Raw genomic sequence first — 18,386 nt, 5'->3', positions numbered from 1 at the left:
CACACCTTTTATATGCTTAGAATTTCCGGAACTTCCGCATTATCAACATTTAGAATTCAAAAATTATTAGCTGATGTACAAGCGATAGACTCAAATATTAGTGATATTTCTGCATTGTATATGCACTTTGTTGAAATGGATGCTGAGATTAATGCTGAACAAGATGCTATTTTGCAGCAATTATTAGCTTATGGATCGAAGGCTGGTAGCATTGATAAATCTAGCATAGTTACTTTTTGGGTTGTGCCTCGTTCAGGCACTATTTCACCTTGGTCGAGTAAAGCGACAGAAATTGCCCGACGTTGTGGCTTGACTTGTGTTGAGCGTTTAGAGCGCGGTGTCGAATATACTCTCTATGCAAGTGCTACTATTGATGCTAACAAACTAAAACAAATTTATGCATTAGTACATGATCGTATGACGCAATCGATTATGACAGATATTGATAGTGTTGAATTATTTGCTCATCATGAGCCTCTACCTTTAGAAACAGTTGCCGTTATCGAACAAGGAAAAGACGCGTTAGTGCAAGCCAATAGCACTTTAGGTCTGGCTTTATCTACTGATGAAATTGATTATTTAGCAGACCGCTTTCAAGCTTTAGGGCGTAACCCTAGTGATGTGGAATTAATGATGTTCGCTCAAGCAAACTCTGAGCATTGCCGTCATAAAATCTTTAATGCCAGCTGGACAATTGATGGTGTAGATCAGGCAAAATCTTTATTTAGTATGATTCGTCATACAGCAGAGAAAAATCCTGAAGGCATTTTGTCAGCTTATAGTGATAATGCCTCGGTTGCTGAAGGATCCAATGCGGCAGTATTTATGCGCAATGCTAAAACGGGAGAATATGCCTATACGCAAGAAGATGCCCATTTATTAATGAAAGTGGAAACACATAATCATCCTACTGCGATTGCTCCGTATTCGGGGGCAGCAACAGGCTCAGGGGGAGAAATTCGTGATGAAGGTGCAACAGGACGTGGCTCTGCAACTAAAGCAGGTTTGACTGGTTTTACGGTTTCGCATTTAAAAATTCCTAGTCTTATTCAGCCTTGGGAGCAAGATTTTGGTAAGCCAGAACGTATTGCTTCTGCTTTAGAGATTATGCTTGATGGCCCGATAGGTGGCGCGGCGTTTAATAATGAATTTGGCCGCCCGAATATTGCGGGTTATTTTCGTAGTTTTGAACAGCTCGTTGAAGGTAGCCAAGGCGAAAAATTAAGCGGCTATCATAAACCGATTATGATTGCTGGGGGTATGGGCAATATTCGCCCCATGTTGGTCGATAAACACCCAATTCCAGCCGGTTCACTGATTATTATTCTCGGTGGTCCTGCGATGTTAATTGGTTTAGGTGGTAGTGCTGCCTCTTCACAAACGTCAGGGGAAAGTGCTGCAGAATTAGATTTTGCTTCAGTACAGCGCGAAAACCCAGAAATGGAGCGTCGTTGCCAAGAGGTTATTAATCACTGTAATTCTTTGGGCAATGAAACACCTATTGTTTCCATTCATGATATCGGTGCAGGTGGCTTATCTAATGCCGTACCTGAAATTATCCATGATTGTGAGCGCGGCGGTCGATTTGAATTGCGTAAGGTGAATAATGACGATAAAGGTATGTCACCGATGCAGATATGGTGCAATGAAGCACAAGAACGTTATGTGGTTGCTATTAAACCTGAGTCTTTAGAGCTATTTGAATCTTTTTGTCAGCGCGAACATTGCTTATATGCAGTGATTGGTGAAGCAACAAATGAAGAGCATTTAACGCTAACAGATGAGTTATTTGGCAATAGCCCTGTTGATATTCCGATGTCGGTTTTATTTGGCAGTTCGCCTAAATTACATCGTGATGTACAGCATGTAAAGGTCAAACAAAAAGATTTGGATTTTTCCGGGTTGGATTTAAAAGAAGCCGTTAAACGTGTTTTATCTTTTCCCGCTGTCGCGGATAAAAGTTTCTTAATTCATATCGGTGATCGTTCAGTGACTGGTTTAGTCGTTAGAGATCAAATGGTCGGCCCTTGGCAGGTTCCGGTAGCTGATGTTGCTGTTACAGCAACAGGCTTTCAGTCAATAACCGGCGAAGCAATGGCGATGGGTGAACGTACGCCGTTAGCGGTCGTTAATGCGCCAGCTTCTGGCCGTATGGCAATTGCAGAATCATTAACTAATTTAGCGGCAGCTAGTATAGAGTCACTCAATAAAATTAAAATTTCGGCTAACTGGATGGCTGCCGCAGGTAGTGAGGGCGAAGATGCCGCGCTATTTGATACAGTAAAAACAGTCGGCATGGAAGTCTGTCCAGAATTAGGTATTGCTATTCCGGTCGGTAAAGATTCTTTATCGATGAAAACGGTTTGGCAGGATGAGGGCAAAGAAAAAGTAATGACTTCTCCTTTATCCTTAATCATTACTGCTTTTGCCCCAGTAACGGATATTACTAGAACGTTAACACCTGAATTAAAGAATGAAGACAGTGTCTTAATATTGATTGATTTAGGGCAGGGGAAAAATCGTTTAGGTGGTTCGGTATTAGCGCAAGTGTATCAGCAGATGGGCAATGAAGTACCTGACTTGGATGATGCGTCGCTATTAAAATCCTTATTCAATAGTATTCAAGCTCTGAACAGCGATGATAAATTACTGGCTTATCATGATCGTTCTGATGGCGGCTTATTAGCGACTGTTGCGGAAATGATTTTTGCAGGTCGTAAAGGAGCAGAAATTGAATTAGATCGTTTAGGCAATGATCCGCTTGCAGCTTTATTTAATGAAGAGCTAGGCGCAGTCATACAGGTTAAGCAAGAGGATTGCGATGCCGTATTAGATGTTTTAGAAGCTGCTGGATTAGAAGCTTGTACGCATATTATTGGTTGGGTAACAGAAGAAGCACAACAGTTGACTGTTAGTTATGATGGCGAAACGATGTATTCCGCAAGTCGTACAGAAATGCAGCAAACTTGGTCAGAAGTCAGTTACCGTATGCAGGCTTTACGTGATAACCCAGAATGTGCAAAACAACAATTTGAGCGCATTACTGATAATAAAGACCCTGGTTTAACGGCTAGTTTAAGCTTTGATGTACAGGAAAACATTGTTGCGCCTTTTGCTAGTGTACGTCCACGAGTGGCGATTTTAAGAGAGCAGGGCGTTAATGGTCATGTAGAAATGGCAGCGGCTTTCGATAAGGCAGGTTTTGCCAGTGTTGATGTACATATGACTGATATTATCAGTGGCCGTGTGAGCTTAAAAGATTTCGTTGGCTTAGTCGCCTGTGGTGGCTTTTCTTATGGTGATGTTTTAGGCGCGGGCGGCGGCTGGGCTAAATCGATATTATTTAATAAGCGTGCACGCGCTGAATTCTCTGACTTTTTCCAACGTGCTGATACTTTTGGTTTAGGCGTATGTAACGGTTGTCAAATGTTATCGGGGTTAAAAGAATTGATTCCAGGCGCTGAACATTGGCCAAAATTTATGCGTAATACTTCGGAGCAATTTGAAGCGCGTGTTGCGATGGTTAAGGTTCAAGACTCGCCATCTATTTTACTTAAAGGTATGGCTGGATCGAAAATTCCAGTAGTGATTGCACATGGTGAGGGGCGTGCTGAGTTTACAGAAAGCAATCAACAGCAAGCTTTGGTTGCTTTAAACTATATTGATAATTATGGTGTAGAAACGACTGATTTCCCCATGAATCCAAATGGTTCGCCCGAGGGAATTACCGGCTTAACGACAGCAGATGGTCGATTTACGATTATGATGCCCCATCCTGAGCGTTGTTTTAGAAAGATACAAAATTCATGGCAACCAAGTGATTGGAAGGAAGATGGTGCATGGTTAAGAATGTTTAGAAATGCACGAGTTTGGGTGGGATAAAACTTAAATTAAAAGAGCGCTCTCATTTATAATGAGAGCGCTTCTTGATGTGTTGTTATAATTCGTAAAGTACGCTGTTGTCTTTATCTCTAGGATCTCTTTTTTGTTTTTTAGATAATTGATCCATACGCTCTTGGGTGTATTTTCTAATCATATCATCCCAAGTTGCATATTGCTGATACTCCTTAAAACCTTCTTGTTTGCGTTTTTCAAAAACGGCTTTTCCTGATTCAATCAGTGCTTCAGGGCTTTTACCATCGACTTGATCAAGGAATTCAGAAATATTATTTTTGTATTGATCACGGATTGCCCAGAATGAAAGCTCAAAGGCGACTCTTTGCTCTTGTGGTAAACGATCTTTAAGCATTTTAACGGATCTTAAAGCCGTCTTAAAGCTACGCCCATTAATTTGACTGCCTTTACTACAGCCCGTTGATAGTAAAATACTCACTGAAATAATAATGATTGAAAGTATACGCATATAGACATCCTCGTTATGTGTTTTTATTGTTATCATAATAAATAGCTGAAGTGTCTCTGTATGAGATGATTTCAACCGACTAAATTACTAAGTAATTATATACATAAGCAACTATTCATGCTCGAATTTATTAGTACCTTAAAACAGCGTTATCAAACTATTCAATTAGGTTTAGTGCAGCAAAGTATACAATGGAGTCATTATCAGGAGTGTATTGAGCAGTTAATATTAATCGAGGCTTTTTTACATAAAGGGCACTTAATTAATAACAAAATGCATCCTTTACATATTGCTGTTATTGGTCCTACACAATCTGGAAAAAGTACCTTGGTTAATTTACTACTTAATCAAGAGGCTGCTGGTGTAAGTCCATTAGCAGGGTTTACCGTGCATCCGCAAGCTTTTTCGGCTGATTTATCTAATGATGCCCTCATTGAAGTTGCTGAACATTTTTCTGGATTTCAGAAAGTCGAGCAATTTTCTTTAAGCCCAGAGAAATACAATAGCTATTCACTTACGCCTATTAGTTCAGCGCAGTTATCGGGTTGTATGCTTTGGGATACACCTGATTTTGATTCAATCGATGCACAAAGTTATAAAGAGGGCGTGTTAAAAACTTTGGCATTAGCTGATGTACTTGTCTTAGTCGTTAGTAAAGAAAAATATGCTGACCAATCAGTATGGGATATCTTGGCTTTATTAGAGCCGCTAAATCAATCTTTATTAGTGGTCATTAATAAACTGGTTGCTGATTCTGAACAGTTAATTATTGATTCATTTATTGAGCGCTGGCAGCAAGTAAGAAGTGATTCACCACCGCCTATATTCCCCATTTTATTTGCTAAAGATCATAATTTAATTAATCAGCAAGCGGGTTTAAATGATTTATTACAGAGTAGCATAAAACAAGTAAAGCGGAAAAATTATGATCAAGCTGCCTATGCATTTATTCGCCAAAACTGGGCGGAATGGGTTGCACCTATTACATTAGAAATAGAAGCACAAGCACACTGGCAATCAATCATTAGCCAAACTTTAAAAGATGCTTTGGACATTTATAAGCGCGATTATCTTGATCATCCGCAGCATTACGATACCTTTCAAAATGCTTTAGCTAAATTATTAACTTTGCTCGAAGTACCGGGCATAGCAAAGGTATTAATGCAAAGCCGTAAAGTTTTAACTTGGCCGCTGCGTAGGATTTTTTCATTCGGTGGAAAAGTAAGCAAAGCGACTTACCCGGAAACGAAAGAAACGGAAGTTTTACAACAAATTGCTGAACATGTATTGCTACAAGTAAGTGACAAAGTTTTAGATCAGATTGATCAAGTGCAGGGTAATAATAAATGGTGGAAACAGATTAATAGTCAGTTACGCCAAGATAAGACGCTTATTCTGGATGATTTTGCGCATAAGACAGAGCTTTACCATGAGAATTTTAAACAAGATATTGAAGCAACTGCACAAGGTTTGTATACCAAATTGGAAGAGCACCCTGCTATTTTAAATAGTTTACGTGCTACTCGAGTTACAACTGATGCTGCCATGTTAGCATTAACCGTACAGGCGGGTGGTATAGGCTTACATGATTTATTAATTGCTCCCGCGATGCTATCGGTCACTTCTTATTTAGCAGAAAGTGCAGTAGGTAGTTATTTGCATAGAGCTGAGGCTGAATTAAAGCAGAGGCAATTACATACCGTAAAAGAGCTTTTATTTACTCAAGTCATACATCAGGTATTACAGAAATTGCCTGAAGAAATGGCTCAAACTACTCATTTTAATATTTCTGCTGAACAATTAGCAACAGCAGAGGCACAACTGAAAATAAAACCACATGGCTTACGAATACTCTGATTTAGTTGCCGAAGCAAAGGGCTGGGCAACCGAAGTTATCACTCGTTCATGGGCTTCAGAAGCTAAGTTACATGATCTTTTGAATTATGAAGCACGCACCCCAGAATCATTATTTTCTGGCTCAAGTTCCAGGCCTCTAATTATCGCTTTTTTAGGTGGAACCGGCGTTGGAAAAAGTACTTTATTGAATCGCTTGGCGGGACAAGAAATTGCGCGTACCGGTGTCGTTCGACCAACGTCTAAAGAAGTCACCCTGTTTCATCATACTAGTGTCAAAATCACGCAATTACCCAGTCGTTTACCGATAGATAAAATTAAAGTTGCGGAACATTCAGATGCGAGTAAAAAGCATATTATCTGGATAGATATGCCTGATTTTGATAGTACAGAGAAAAGCAATCAGCAATTAGTTTTAGAATGGTTACCGCATATTGATGTTCTTGTTTATGTTGTTAGCCCTGAGCGTTACCGTGATAATAAAGCTTGGCAGCTATTACTTGCTGAAGGTGGCAAGCACGCGTGGATATTTGTTTTAAATCAATCTGATCGCGGTGAGGTCGAACAATATCAGGATTTTATTAATCAATTGCACAAAGCTGGCTTTAATAATCCTATCGTTTATCAAACTTGTTGTGTTACAGATAAGACGTTAGCACAAATAGACGAATTTAATGCTTTAGAAGCAGCTATGCAAACATTAGCAACTGAAAATACGGTTAGGCAATTAGAGTTAAGAGGTGGGCAAGTACGTAAAGCAGAACTCAGTAAAGTTTTAGCTTCTGCTCTTGATGTACTCGGTTCGCCAGCAAGTAGCCAAGTGTTAATTCCTTTTTGGCGTAAACAATGGCAAAATTTTGAGGGGCTTTTAATTGATGCAATGGCTTTGCCACTACAGCAACTAGCGGAATATTATGCATTACATAGTAGTGACTTATCAGCTAAAGAATTAGATAACCACTCATCACATAAGATACATCACGGATTATGGGATAAATGGGCGCAAGCACGTTTAGAAGATGCTTTAGATGCGTTAATTATCCAAGCAGATTCGTTGGAGTTACCCATTGCTCCCATAAAGCAAGCCATACAGCCTGTGCGTGAAAATGCGCAAAAAATGATTGCTGACAAAACCTTATTATCGGTGCGCAAGGCGCTAATAAACCCAGGTAATGTTATTCAGCGCGCACTTATTAAAGTGGCGTCTGTCGCAGAAATTATTCTGCCAATAGCCGCAATGGGCTGGGTGGGCTATCAAGTCTTTATTGAGTTTTATGAAGCGAGCTTAGCTGAAATACCTCATTATGTCGGTGTTAACTTTGCGGTTAATAGTGCCATGTTAATTGCCATAGCTTGGTTATTTCCTTATTTCTTAAAGAAAAAGCTTAAACCCTCAATAGAAAAAGCGGCGCTTAAAGGTCTACGTAATGGCTTGCTAGGTGCGCTACAAAGTATAGAGCTTGAGGTAGTTGAACGGATTAAACAAAATGCTCAGATTCAAGAGGATTTACGGCAACAAGCAGAAAAAATCATGAGTGCCTGCCAAGAGGATAATGATAATTTATTTGAGCTGCCGGAAAATAGCCCTTTGGAGCGAATGTTACTGTAGTTTCCTGATTATGTAGATTTTCAGGCTTTTCAGTAGGCTGTTATGGAGACGGCGTAGAGCTTAGGGTTTAAACAGACAGGGCTGGAGTAATTGCTTTTTATAGGGCGTAAGCTATATACGACCTATAAAAGCAAGCTATTTAATTTTAAGAATATTTCCAAGGTCGCTGAAGCTTGTGGATGATCAATCAGAGATCCTTTATATAGGAAAATAAGGAAGATAGATGATTAAAAATGATTTACAGATCCACTTTTTTCGTAAAAATATTCCAGCATTTGCTTGTACACCAGGTTGCCATGATTGCTGTGGCCCCGTAACAGCATCTTCAAATGAAGTGGCCAGATTGCCTGCTAAAAGTGATGCCGAGCATGAGCAAGCATTAGCAAAGTGGAGCTGTCCTTATTTAGGTGAGCATGGTTGTGAAGTTTATGAAGAGCGCCCTTTAATTTGTCGTCTTTTTGGCACGACGAAAAGCTTACCTTGCCCTAATGGCTGTGCTCCGAATAAGATGATAGATGTAAAAATAGAGCAGAAGATTCATGCTTTTCATAGAAAGACGCGTCAAATTTTGCTGTAATAATTTGGGCCAAAATATTTTTAGACGAGGAAACTGCTAATAAAGTGTGTAACATTACTTTTAAAAATTATTTTTAAATTAACTAGCCTTATAGTTTTGTGGCGACTACTGCACTAGTCGCTGACTGCTAAAAGTTATTATTTTACACACTGAGGTCTTTTTCCAGCTGCTATGGCTGCTTTCTGAGTTTGTAGTGCTTGAGGCATATTTTTCTTTAAATCTTTAATGCGGGTGCTACTTGTGGGGTGAGTAGACATGAATTCAGGTGGATTTTGACCTGCGCTTGCTTGCCCCATTTTTACCCATAAATTAATACTTTCTTGAGGGTTAAATCCAGCTTGAGCCATTAAATTCAGGCCAATAATATCCGCTTCACTTTCGTGTAAACGACTAAAGGGTAATACGACACCATATTGAGCCCCTAGACCTAGAGCGCTCATTGCTGTTTGTCCGAGTGTGGATGTCGGGGCAAAAATAGCTTGCGTAATGGATAAGCTTTGTTGCACAGCCATTTCTTGAGACATGCGTTCATTACCGTGGTGGGCTAAGACGTGGCCAATCTCATGGCCGATAACGGCAGCTAACTGGTCAGCATTGTCGACTAAATCAATTAACCCAGTATGTACGCCAATTTTATTGCCAGGCAAGGCGAAGGCATTGGCAGTCTTATCTTCAAAGACAACAAGCTCCCAGTCACCTCCTACCTCTTTTAGTAAGGCGTTGGCAACACAGTTAACAAAATCATTGGCTGTTTTATTTTTGCTAGTAGGCTGTTTTTCTTTTATTTGGGTGAAAGCTTGTACGCCCATCGTGTTGATTTCATCGTCAGGCATTAAGATTAGCTGACTACGTCCTAGTGGGCTAGTTGCGCATGCGGTTAATAAAGGTAATATATAAATTAAGAGGGTAATCTTTTTCATGGGTTATTTTAAGTTTTGAAATGATCCAGTGCTAGTTGGGTTACCGTTGGATAATTGACTTTCCCAGTGGCTAGTACAGGTAGTTTTTCTACAGTAATGAATTTTTTAGGTAAACTAATGCTAGCAACGCCTTGTGCTTTTTGCATCAATTCTTTGCTAGTGATATTTTCTTGTGTCGTAATCAGGACTAACTGTTCGCCTTTTTTCTCATCAGGAATACTGACGACTATATGTTGGGCGTCAGGCCAAATATTTGTAATCAATTGTTCGGTCGCAGTTAAAGATACCATTTCGCCACTAATTTTTGCGAAGCGCTTACTGCGCCCTTTAATGGTGATATATTTTTCTTTATCAACACTGGCAATATCGCCAGTGTCATACCATCCTGCGCCATAGATTGAACTTGGGGGAATTAATTTACCTGGATTATCTGCAAGCAGGTAGCCTTGCATGATGTTTTCACCATAGAGGTGGAGTTTGCCCGCACCTTCAATGCCAGGAATATGTTCGAGTTTATATTGCATATTGGGTAGTAAACGACCAACAGTGCCTGATTTATAAAACATCGGAGTATTAACAGCAGCAACGGGGCCTGTTTCAGTCGCTCCATAACCTTCTAAAATCCGAATGCCAAATTTTTCAGCCCAAAGATGGCGCGTGTTTTCATGCAACTTTTCTGCGCCTGCCACGACATAACGGATATTATAAAAATCATAAACATGTGCTTTTTTACCGTAAGCCGCTAAGAAGGTATTGGTGCCAAACATAATAGTGGCATTAATATCGTAAGCGATTTCTGGAATGATGCTGTAGTGCAGAGGCGAAGGGTAAAAGAAGGTGGTCATGCCATTCATAATAGGCAGCATAGTGCCGACAGTAAAGCCAAAAGAATGGAACATGGGTAAAAAATTGAGTACGGTATCTTGGGCATTGAAATTGATACGCGCAGCTACTTGTTTGTGGTTCGCAAGGATATTGCTATGCGATAAAACAACACCTTTAGGAGCACCTTCTGATCCTGAGGTAAATAGGACGACTGCAGGGCTATCAGGGTTATGCTGAGCGCGTGGATACCATAAGTATGCTGTTTTTGCTTGTATAAGGGCTTTTAACTTGTCTAGACTGCTGATTTTTTTGCCTAAATCTTCTAAATAAACAAGGTTTATGTTGTCGGCTAATTGCGCCGCATCTTGAGCAAATTTTCCGAGTTCAATAAAACGTCGTGAAGTTAATACAGTGCTCACTTTTGCCGTGTGGCAAGCCGAAAGCATGCCGCTAGCGCCAGTGGTATAATTCAACATAGCAGGTACGCGATCATAGAGCTGTAAACCTAAGACGACATTAAGTGTTTTTGTGCTATTAGGGAGAAATATACCAACATTCTCATTTTTTTGGGTGAGCTTGCTTAGTGCGTTACCAATCGCAATACTACGTGTAATAAGCGTGTTGTAAGATAAAGGTTGGCGATCCAAATCTTCGGCTACGGTATGTTTTCCGCCATGTATGCTTCTAGCTTCTATTAGTGCAGAAAAAAGTGTTTGTTGATAATGACTGGTGGTAAACATCATATCGGTCATAATATCCGTTAATACTAAACCACAGGCATGGCGACGTTTTTTTCCTCTGAGTTCTTTAGCGACTATGACTTTGGTTGGAGGTAGTATTTGTAGGGTAATTTTAGGGAAGAAACGTAAGCGAACAATGTTTTGTAAACGTGAAAAATGGGTGAACTGAGCACCTTCAATACGTACCGGTAAAATAGTTGCCCCTGATTTATCTGCGACCATACCGGTGCCGTCATAAACCTTCATTAAAGAGCCGGTAACCGTAATTCTACCCTCAGGGAAAAGAACAGTATGACTTGGTTTTTGTAGGTGATGGATTAAGTTTTTTAATGATAATGGGTGGGTTGGATCCATTGGAAAGAACCCTGTTAAATTAATAAGAGGCTTGAGCCACCAGCGTTTAGCAATTTGAGTGTTAATGGCGAAAGTAACTTTACCGGGTAAGAATACACCCAATAATAAAGGGTCTAGAAAGGAACTGTGATTGGCAATAATAAGTACCCGATCCCCCGCTTTTTTATAATTTTCTAAACCTTTTACTTCTATTTTAAATATTAAAGTCAGTATCCAACGTAAAATTATTTTTAACATAGCTTGTCTCTAAGGTAAATTTGAATGGGCTATTTATACACGGGGACTATTTAGATTTGTGAATACATCGAAGGCTTATAAGAAAATATGACTTTTTATGTCTGAGGCGTTGCTATGACTGAAGGCTTTTTAGCTGCATAACGGATACAAATAAAGATGAAAAACTGTATGCCAAAAATTAAATTCGCCATTAGTAAGTGAATAGGTTGAGCGACCGGCGGCATTCCTAATCGATCTAAAGATACGCCTGCCAAAATCGCAGTAATAATAAGCCCAACTAAGGCGTAAGCTAGGCGTCGCAATAGATTATTTTTATTGACTGATTGATAAATTTTCCAAGCTAACCATAAGTTAGTGAATAAAATAACAGCTGAGAATGAGCGATGTACATAAAAGATAATAGGAAAACTATCACGCCAATATTCACGGTTAATATAATTATGATGTACAGCAATTAAATCCACGGCTTCTCTAACTTGAGTGCCCATAGCTACTTGGAGTAACGTGAACCCCATAGCAACGATTAGAACTGTCTTAAAACGACTGGGTAATTGGCTAATATCAATTTGCTGTAAGGAGTCACTTTGAGAGCGTGCAATGGCATAAATTAAGAGCGCGACAATAAATAATGCTAACAGCATGTGGGCTGTAATCATAAGTGGATGCAAGTGTGTTTTAACGACCACCGAGCCCAACCAACCTTGAAAGCCAACCAGTAAAAATACGGATAAGGATAAATAAAAAACAGCTTTATCAGTTTTTAAATAGGCTCGGGAAGCCCAAAGCGTTAAAAAAATCAGAAAACCGATGGTGACGCCGGTTAAGCGGTTAAGATATTCCGTCCATGTTTTAACAACATTGAAATCGGTATTAGCATAGCCGACGGCGTATTTTTCATGATAGTTTTCCGGTAATTCAGCTTCGCTAGTGGGTGGAATAAGCTGTCCAAAGCAAGTAGGCCAATCAGGGCAACCCATACCAGCACCAGAGGCACGAACAATGCCGCCTACTAGAATGACAAAGTAAACAGCAAAGATAGTAAGCGTACCTAAACGTCTAAAATGCCGTGCAGTTTCAGTATTCATTAGAATGATATTATAGATTGTGCTAATTCAATTTCTTCAGATATTCCTTCAATTTCAAGAATATCTGCATTAGGAGCGAGACCGAGTTTATCAAAAGCCTTCACTGTAGACCAGTCAATACGACAAGCAGGGTGATCCGTGCCGACAATACTTTGCAAAAAAGCAACTTGGACAACATCAACATAGTCGGCTTTAAGACCAGAATCTCGTTGAAAGTTTACATATTCTGAGGCAACACCTTTAAGCTCTTCAGGAAAAGACCACGTATCCATAATAATCTTACCAATCGGAGGGTGGGCTTTTTCTAGTAATTTATCTAAGCGAGTAGGGCTGTCTCTGAACTCAGGGATATTTTCCACCAGCATTAAAATAGGCAATTTTCCAATTTGATGAATTAAGCCTGCTAACATTGCCTCATCGGGATTTAAGTGGGGAACAAATGTCACTAAGGCGCGACAAATAGAAGAGACATTAACACTTGCTTCCCAATTTTTCTTAAATTCCGATTCTAATAATTTAGAGCTCGGGGTAAACATTTGTTGCATAACAAGACTGGTAATTAAGGTTTTAATAGTGTTGTTACCCAACCTAGAAACGGCCATTTGTATATTTTTAACTTCTTTTGTGCCGCGGTATAAAGGGCTGTTAGCGACTTGTATTAAACGCGCTGACAGAGCAGCATCAGTGACAATCATATTCGCTAGTTCTGATGCTGAAGCATCCCCTTTAGATACAATATCACGCACTTTTAAAGCAATGTCTGGCAACGTTGGTAATATTAGGCGGTTTGCATCTATTTCTGTTTGTACATGAACCAAGAAATCTTTAACACTTTTAAATTGCATAGTGATTTTTGTATCTGTGTTGAATGATTTTTAAAATTTGCATAAAGAACCCATCCAGCCATTGATTAATTAAGGCTGATTTTATCGTGATTTTGATTATTAAGCTGTAGATTTTTTGCTGTTATGGCTTGGTCTTTTAAAACAAGCAATAATTGAGTTCTGTCATCTTGTTTGGCGGATAAGATGACTGTACCTATATCGGCTTCTTGGTTGTCTGAGTCTGAAATACTACAGCCTCTATGAATTATGTCTTCAGTGGTGCAACTCGCACTGTACATAGCGCGTTTGTTTTTTCCTAAATAATGAGTGCGAGCAACAATTTCTTGTCCGGTATAACAACCTTTAGTAAAGCTTATCGCCTCTAATTTATCTAAATTAAGCATTTGTGGAACAAATTTTTCAGTTGTTTCTGCAAATAACCAAGGAATACCGGCTTGAATATCCAAGCCTAGCCAAGTATCTGCATTAATAAAGTGAGCCGTGTGTTTTTCCTGTAATTCTGTGCAGAATATTTGCGCTTGAGCTGGATCGGCAATAAACAAATAACGATGACTTTGTTGCAGATAAGGGTATAAATTCGCTTGCGCAGTCAGTTCAATATTGTGCGTACCAATAATACATAACTGCTCACTTAAGTCAGTTAATTGCACGTCGGAGCGTAGCACATACATCTGTAGTTTTTTTCTAACAGCTTCTAATAAATCACTGGTTAAAATCAGTTGATAAGTGTCTTGTAATTTGATAATGATAAAAGTGCTAATAGTGCGACCTTTTGCATTGCAATAGGCACCTAATTTAGGCTCAGAATCAACTAAAGTCTTAATATCACAAGTCGTTTGCCCTTGTAAAAAAGTGGCAGCATCTTTACCGCTTATTGATAACACGGCTAAATGACTCAGTGACGCGATAATCGCCTGATCATTGGCAGGTAATTGGTCAGATAGATTTTGCGTGTTTAAGTAGGCGATCCAGTCAGCGTGCATAGTTATAGGTAATATAGTTAGGATGATCAGTTTTTATAGCACTTTTATGTGCCATTTCATATTTATATTATAGCTTGCTCTACTTAATTTTTCTTTGATTTAGTTGTTAGTGACAGGGCAAACGCACTAAAACAAAAAAACATATATAAATTATAATGTTAAGTTTTTTGTATTTAAAAAACATTTCCTAACTAACTGATTATAAGGTTAAAGTTAATTTTAATGCGTTTGTCTTATTGGTAGTGATAATGATTTGCTTTTTAATATTTTTAACGTAGAATCAGCTGCTCATTTTCTGGTCCTGACGGAAGTTCACTCTCTCCTGATGGTTAAAAGGGAAGTTTGGTGCGGCTCTATGCCAATGCCAACGCTGCCCCCGCAACGGTAGATAAGTTTAAAATCAACGGTAACCACTGTGCCTAGCATGGGAAGGTAATGATTTTAGTAGTCCATACTTATAAGCCCGGAGACCTGCCTGAAAATTTATTTGGTGCAGCGGAGGGCTGTTGACGAAATGAATCGCCCTGTATTGCTGTTTGTTCGTTTTCTATTTCCTCCCTGTGTATTTACACTTTTTTGCGCGGGCGGCGCAGCGGAAATTATGAAAAGATTTTTTATTGTTAGTCCTCTTTTATTAGCTCCTCTTTCTGCATCAGTTTATGCTGATGATACTTTAGCTCTTACTCCTATTACGGTTACTGCAACGCGCAGTCAACAAGATTCTCGGCTGGTTTCAAGTACGGTGATTACTCGACAAGATATTGAACGCAAGCAATTCAATAGTGTTGAGCAGGCTTTGCGTGGCATTGCAGGGGTTAATATCACTAATTCTGGTGGTTTAGGGAAGGCTACATCAGTTTTTTTACGCGGTACGAATTCTAGTCATGTCTTAGTCTTAATTGATGGTGTTCGTGTGGGCTCAGCAACATTAGGAACTGAAGCTTGGCAGTATTTGCCGATTAGCGAAATTGATTCGATTGAAATTATTAAAGGACCAAAATCCAGTTTATACGGCGCTGGAGCCATTGGCGGGGGGATTAATATTCGTACCCGAAATATATCAACTTCTGCATCGAGTATTAGCCCTGAAGTTTCTGTGGGTGTGGGTACTTATGGGCATTATAAAGTAGCAGCTGCTGTTAATGGTAAGCTTGATAAAGCTTGGTATAGTATTAGCGCAAGTCAAGAAGAAAGTCAGGGCTTTAATGCACGCAATGATTTATATGAGCCGGATCGCGATAGTTATGAAAATTATGCAACTGCAGCGCGTCTTGGCTATCAGTTTACTGACTGGTTAACTGTATCAGGTCACCTTATGTATAGTGGTGGGCAGAATGCCTATGATGGTAATTTTGATGCTTTTGGCGCGCCTACAACGCCTGGTGAACCTCATTATAAGAATAATTTTACGCAATTAGTTTATGGCGGTAAGGCAGTCATACAAACACTGGATTTTTGGCGTATTGACTTAACGGGAGGAGAAAGCCGCGATGAATCGACTAACTATTTAAATGGGGAGAATAATGGCCTATTTAATACACATCGAGTTTCTTTTTCAGCACTGAATAATTTTACATTAACGCCTGATCATTTACTTACTTTAGGCTATGATTTTCAAAATGATAAGGTGATAAGTGATGCTGATTTTGCTAAAACAAAGCGTAATAATCATGCCTTATTTATGCAATACCAAGGTGAATTTGCACATCATCAAATTACTTTGGCCTACCGTAGTGATTTTAATCAGCAGTTTGGTCAATTTAGCACTTGGAATGCTGCGTGGGGTTATGCATTTGATAATGGTATTTTGGTCTCAGCTTCATATGGTACGGCTTTTAAAGCACCAACCTTTAATGAGTTATATTTCCCTGGTTTTGGTAATGACACTTTAAACCCAGAAAAGTCTGAAAGTTATGAAGTTGGCGTGCGAGGTAAACATGATTTTTGGCACTGGTCGCTCAATGGTTATTTAACCTATATCAAAAATTTGATTGCTTATGATAGCTCAATTTTTGCACCTAATAATATCAGTAAGGCACGTATCATGGGGCTCGAAGCTATTGTTGGTGGACAGTTGTATGGGTTTGATATAGAAATGAATTATAGTGCCTTAAATCCTGAAAGCATGGATTCGGCAAGCTTTTCTAATGTTTTGCCTAGGCGAGCACAACACACATTTCGTTTGGATATAGATCGACAATTAGGGGCAGCGAGCATTGGTAGTAGTCTTAATATTGAAGGGCGACGTTTTGATGATTTGCAAAATACTAATCGAATTGACGGTTTTGTAACATGGGATTTAAGAGCAGAATACACATTCTACGAGAGCCTTACTTTGCAAAGTTCCGTTAAAAATATCTTGAATACTCAGTATCAAACAGTAGCAGGTTATAATACGCCTGGTGTTACTGTTTTCTTTAATTTGCGTTATGCACCATCACTCTAAGAGGTTCATATGAATTGGGTACAACAGAATGCTAAATATTTAACAATTTTTGCCTTAGCCATGTTAATGGCATTAACACGTTCTGATCATTTTGGTAGTGCAATAACATTGCCGGATGCTTCATTAGCAGTATTTTATTTAGCGGGGATTTTTACGGGAGGACTCGCTAGTTTTGCTGTGTTATTAACAGAAGCGGCGTTGTTAGATTATGTTGCGATTAGTCAATTTCAGGTCAGTGATTATTGTATCTCACCGGCTTATATATTTTTAATTCCTACTTATGCGGTGATGTTTTTTGCAGGGCGTTGGAGTGCAAAGTACAGTGAACTGAATGCGAGTGATTTAAGTCATCAGGTTGTTTATTTATTTGCGGCAGGTTCGATTGCATTTCTTATTTCGAACGGTAGCTTTTATCTACTTTCTGGTAAATTTCCGGCAATGTCTCTTATAGAATATACAGGCCGTGTAGCAAAATATTACCCTGACTATATGAGTTCAACTTTGATTTATAGTTTAGCTATTTTGTTATTTACTAAGTTTGTACGTACAGTTTATTTAGAAAAATATAAACTCGTATAAGTTTGAAAACATGGGAGCGCTTAAAATTAGCCTCTCCTATATTTTAATGTAGTTTTAGGATTCGACAAACTCAATACCAAAGCCTTTTCCTGGCTCCACTCGAATTATTTTAATATCGCGAGCGACAGGATTTTGTATCCCGTTAACGATAATGTTCAATATATCGCCTTCTTGTACTTCTGGGTGATCAGTGCAAGCGATAAACAAGCCGCCATGAGACATATCAATAGTATGAGTTGAGATTGTGTGACCCGAGGTAAAAGTAAGGTTAACGCTGGCTCGGTGCAATAAGCGAGGGTGTTGACGAAGCTCTTTCATGAGGAGTCTGAGTTTTAAGGGGGGGTAAAAATAATATTAAGGAGTGTTATTCTAGCAAAATTTAATCGACATCCCAATTACCTAAGTCGGTATTGATGTCTTCACCGCCTTTTTTTGCATCTGCGCCATAAGTGAAAATATCCACAGCACCGCGCTCGCCTGGGCTGAGGTATAAGTAAATATTGCCCCAAGGGTCTTTGGGAACATGCTTTATATATTTAGGGACTAACTTTTTTAGGCCTTCTTCAGTGGTTGGGTAATTAAATTTATCTAACTTATACTCATTTAATGCTGATTTAATAATTCGAATGTCTTGATTAACCTTGGTTAAGTGTTCAGTATCTGAGCTATCCATTATCAGTGAAACAGTGGTACCAGCCAAAATACCCAGTATGAAGACAGCGATGATAATTTCAATTAAAGTAAAACCTAGGGTGAGTTTTTTTCTCATAAAATAATCAGTCTAAAAGTTAGTTAAAGATAAAAAAGACAGCTAATTAGAATGAAAAGTATTTGTTGCGATAAACTAGAAATTTATTAGTCCAGCCTTCGAAAATAGTGATCAAACTAGATATTCTTTGTATTTAAATTCAAAAGCAGGGTTAGCATATTGAGCAATCATTAGTTCTATGCCAGACGTTTTCCTATAAA

The 18,386-nt window shown here is 39.1% G+C and carries 14 protein-coding genes and 1 riboswitch; of the genes, 6 read left to right on the top strand and 8 right to left on the bottom strand.

The features are described 5' to 3' along the window. Positions 1 to 12 precede the first annotated feature (12 nt). Positions 13 to 3,882: a phosphoribosylformylglycinamidine synthase gene (gene purL / locus BQ7314_RS03680; RefSeq protein ID WP_174482360.1), complete on the top strand. Its 3,870-nt coding sequence runs from the start codon at positions 13 to 15 to the stop codon at positions 3,880 to 3,882. Between the two features lie 55 nt (positions 3,883 to 3,937). Here purL and BQ7314_RS03675 read toward each other — a convergent pair whose 3' ends face one another. Beyond that, on the bottom strand, positions 3,938 to 4,363 hold the full coding sequence (locus BQ7314_RS03675; RefSeq protein ID WP_174482359.1) for a hypothetical protein: 426 nt from the start codon (positions 4,361 to 4,363) through the stop codon (positions 3,938 to 3,940). Positions 4,364 to 4,480: 117 nt separating this feature from the next. Between BQ7314_RS03675 and BQ7314_RS03670 the strand changes: the two genes are divergently transcribed. The 3 genes from BQ7314_RS03670 to BQ7314_RS03660 all read left to right on the top strand — a co-directional run bounded on the left by BQ7314_RS03670 (position 4,481) and on the right by BQ7314_RS03660 (position 8,403). Then, positions 4,481 to 6,220 (top strand): GTPase domain-containing protein, encoded by a 1,740-nt coding sequence (locus tag BQ7314_RS03670; protein WP_174482358.1) that lies wholly within the window; start codon positions 4,481 to 4,483, stop codon positions 6,218 to 6,220. After that, positions 6,201 to 7,826 (top strand): GTPase, encoded by a 1,626-nt coding sequence (locus BQ7314_RS03665; RefSeq protein ID WP_174482357.1) that lies wholly within the window; start codon positions 6,201 to 6,203, stop codon positions 7,824 to 7,826. Before BQ7314_RS03670 ends, BQ7314_RS03665 begins: the two co-directional genes overlap by 20 nt. A 223-nt stretch (positions 7,827 to 8,049) precedes the next feature. Further along, on the top strand, positions 8,050 to 8,403 hold the full coding sequence (locus tag BQ7314_RS03660; RefSeq protein WP_174482356.1) for a YkgJ family cysteine cluster protein: 354 nt from the start codon (positions 8,050 to 8,052) through the stop codon (positions 8,401 to 8,403). A gap of 137 nt (positions 8,404 to 8,540) precedes the next feature. On the opposite strand, the gene BQ7314_RS03655 is transcribed toward BQ7314_RS03660, so the two are convergent. From BQ7314_RS03655 to ygfZ, 5 genes are all read right to left on the bottom strand, one after another. Beyond that, positions 8,541 to 9,323 (bottom strand): M48 family metallopeptidase, encoded by a 783-nt coding sequence (locus tag BQ7314_RS03655; protein ID WP_174482355.1) that lies wholly within the window; start codon positions 9,321 to 9,323, stop codon positions 8,541 to 8,543. 8 nt (positions 9,324 to 9,331) lie between these two features. After that, complete coding sequence (locus tag BQ7314_RS03650) at positions 9,332 to 11,479, bottom strand: AMP-binding protein (protein WP_174482354.1); 2,148 nt, start codon at positions 11,477 to 11,479, stop codon at positions 9,332 to 9,334. Positions 11,480 to 11,574: 95 nt separating this feature from the next. Further along, the gene (locus tag BQ7314_RS03645) at positions 11,575 to 12,564 is read right to left on the bottom strand and encodes a COX15/CtaA family protein (protein WP_174482353.1); all 990 of its coding nucleotides are present in this window, start codon (positions 12,562 to 12,564) and stop codon (positions 11,575 to 11,577) included. Further along, on the bottom strand, positions 12,564 to 13,409 hold the full coding sequence (locus tag BQ7314_RS03640; RefSeq protein ID WP_174482352.1) for an HDOD domain-containing protein: 846 nt from the start codon (positions 13,407 to 13,409) through the stop codon (positions 12,564 to 12,566). Before BQ7314_RS03640 ends, BQ7314_RS03645 begins: the two co-directional genes overlap by 1 nt. A 65-nt stretch (positions 13,410 to 13,474) precedes the next feature. After that, positions 13,475 to 14,392: a CAF17-like 4Fe-4S cluster assembly/insertion protein YgfZ gene (gene ygfZ, locus BQ7314_RS03635; protein WP_174482351.1), complete on the bottom strand. Its 918-nt coding sequence runs from the start codon at positions 14,390 to 14,392 to the stop codon at positions 13,475 to 13,477. Between the two features lie 279 nt (positions 14,393 to 14,671). Then, positions 14,672 to 14,885, top strand: a riboswitch (cobalamin riboswitch). A gap of 108 nt (positions 14,886 to 14,993) precedes the next feature. Here ygfZ and BQ7314_RS03630 point away from each other — a divergent pair. Together BQ7314_RS03630 and BQ7314_RS03625 are read left to right on the top strand one after the other, a co-directional pair. Next, positions 14,994 to 16,838, top strand: a complete 1,845-nt coding sequence (locus tag BQ7314_RS03630) for a TonB-dependent receptor domain-containing protein (RefSeq protein ID WP_174482350.1) — start codon at positions 14,994 to 14,996, stop codon at positions 16,836 to 16,838. 9 nt (positions 16,839 to 16,847) lie between these two features. Then, positions 16,848 to 17,417: a hypothetical protein gene (locus tag BQ7314_RS03625; protein ID WP_174482349.1), complete on the top strand. Its 570-nt coding sequence runs from the start codon at positions 16,848 to 16,850 to the stop codon at positions 17,415 to 17,417. Between the two features lie 54 nt (positions 17,418 to 17,471). Here BQ7314_RS03625 and BQ7314_RS03620 read toward each other — a convergent pair whose 3' ends face one another. Further along, positions 17,472 to 17,735 (bottom strand): PilZ domain-containing protein, encoded by a 264-nt coding sequence (locus BQ7314_RS03620; protein WP_174482348.1) that lies wholly within the window; start codon positions 17,733 to 17,735, stop codon positions 17,472 to 17,474. Between the two features lie 61 nt (positions 17,736 to 17,796). Then, the gene (gene gspG / locus BQ7314_RS03615) at positions 17,797 to 18,186 is read right to left on the bottom strand and encodes a type II secretion system major pseudopilin GspG (RefSeq protein ID WP_174482347.1); all 390 of its coding nucleotides are present in this window, start codon (positions 18,184 to 18,186) and stop codon (positions 17,797 to 17,799) included. Between the last annotated feature and the right edge of the window lie 200 nt (positions 18,187 to 18,386).

This window comes from methanotrophic endosymbiont of Bathymodiolus puteoserpentis (Logatchev), from assembly GCF_900128525.1.
GTDB lineage: Bacteria > Pseudomonadota > Gammaproteobacteria > Methylococcales > Methylomonadaceae > Methyloprofundus.
The sequence above is the reverse complement of the archived record's forward strand: the minus strand, read 5'-3'. Positions and strand labels throughout refer to the sequence as shown.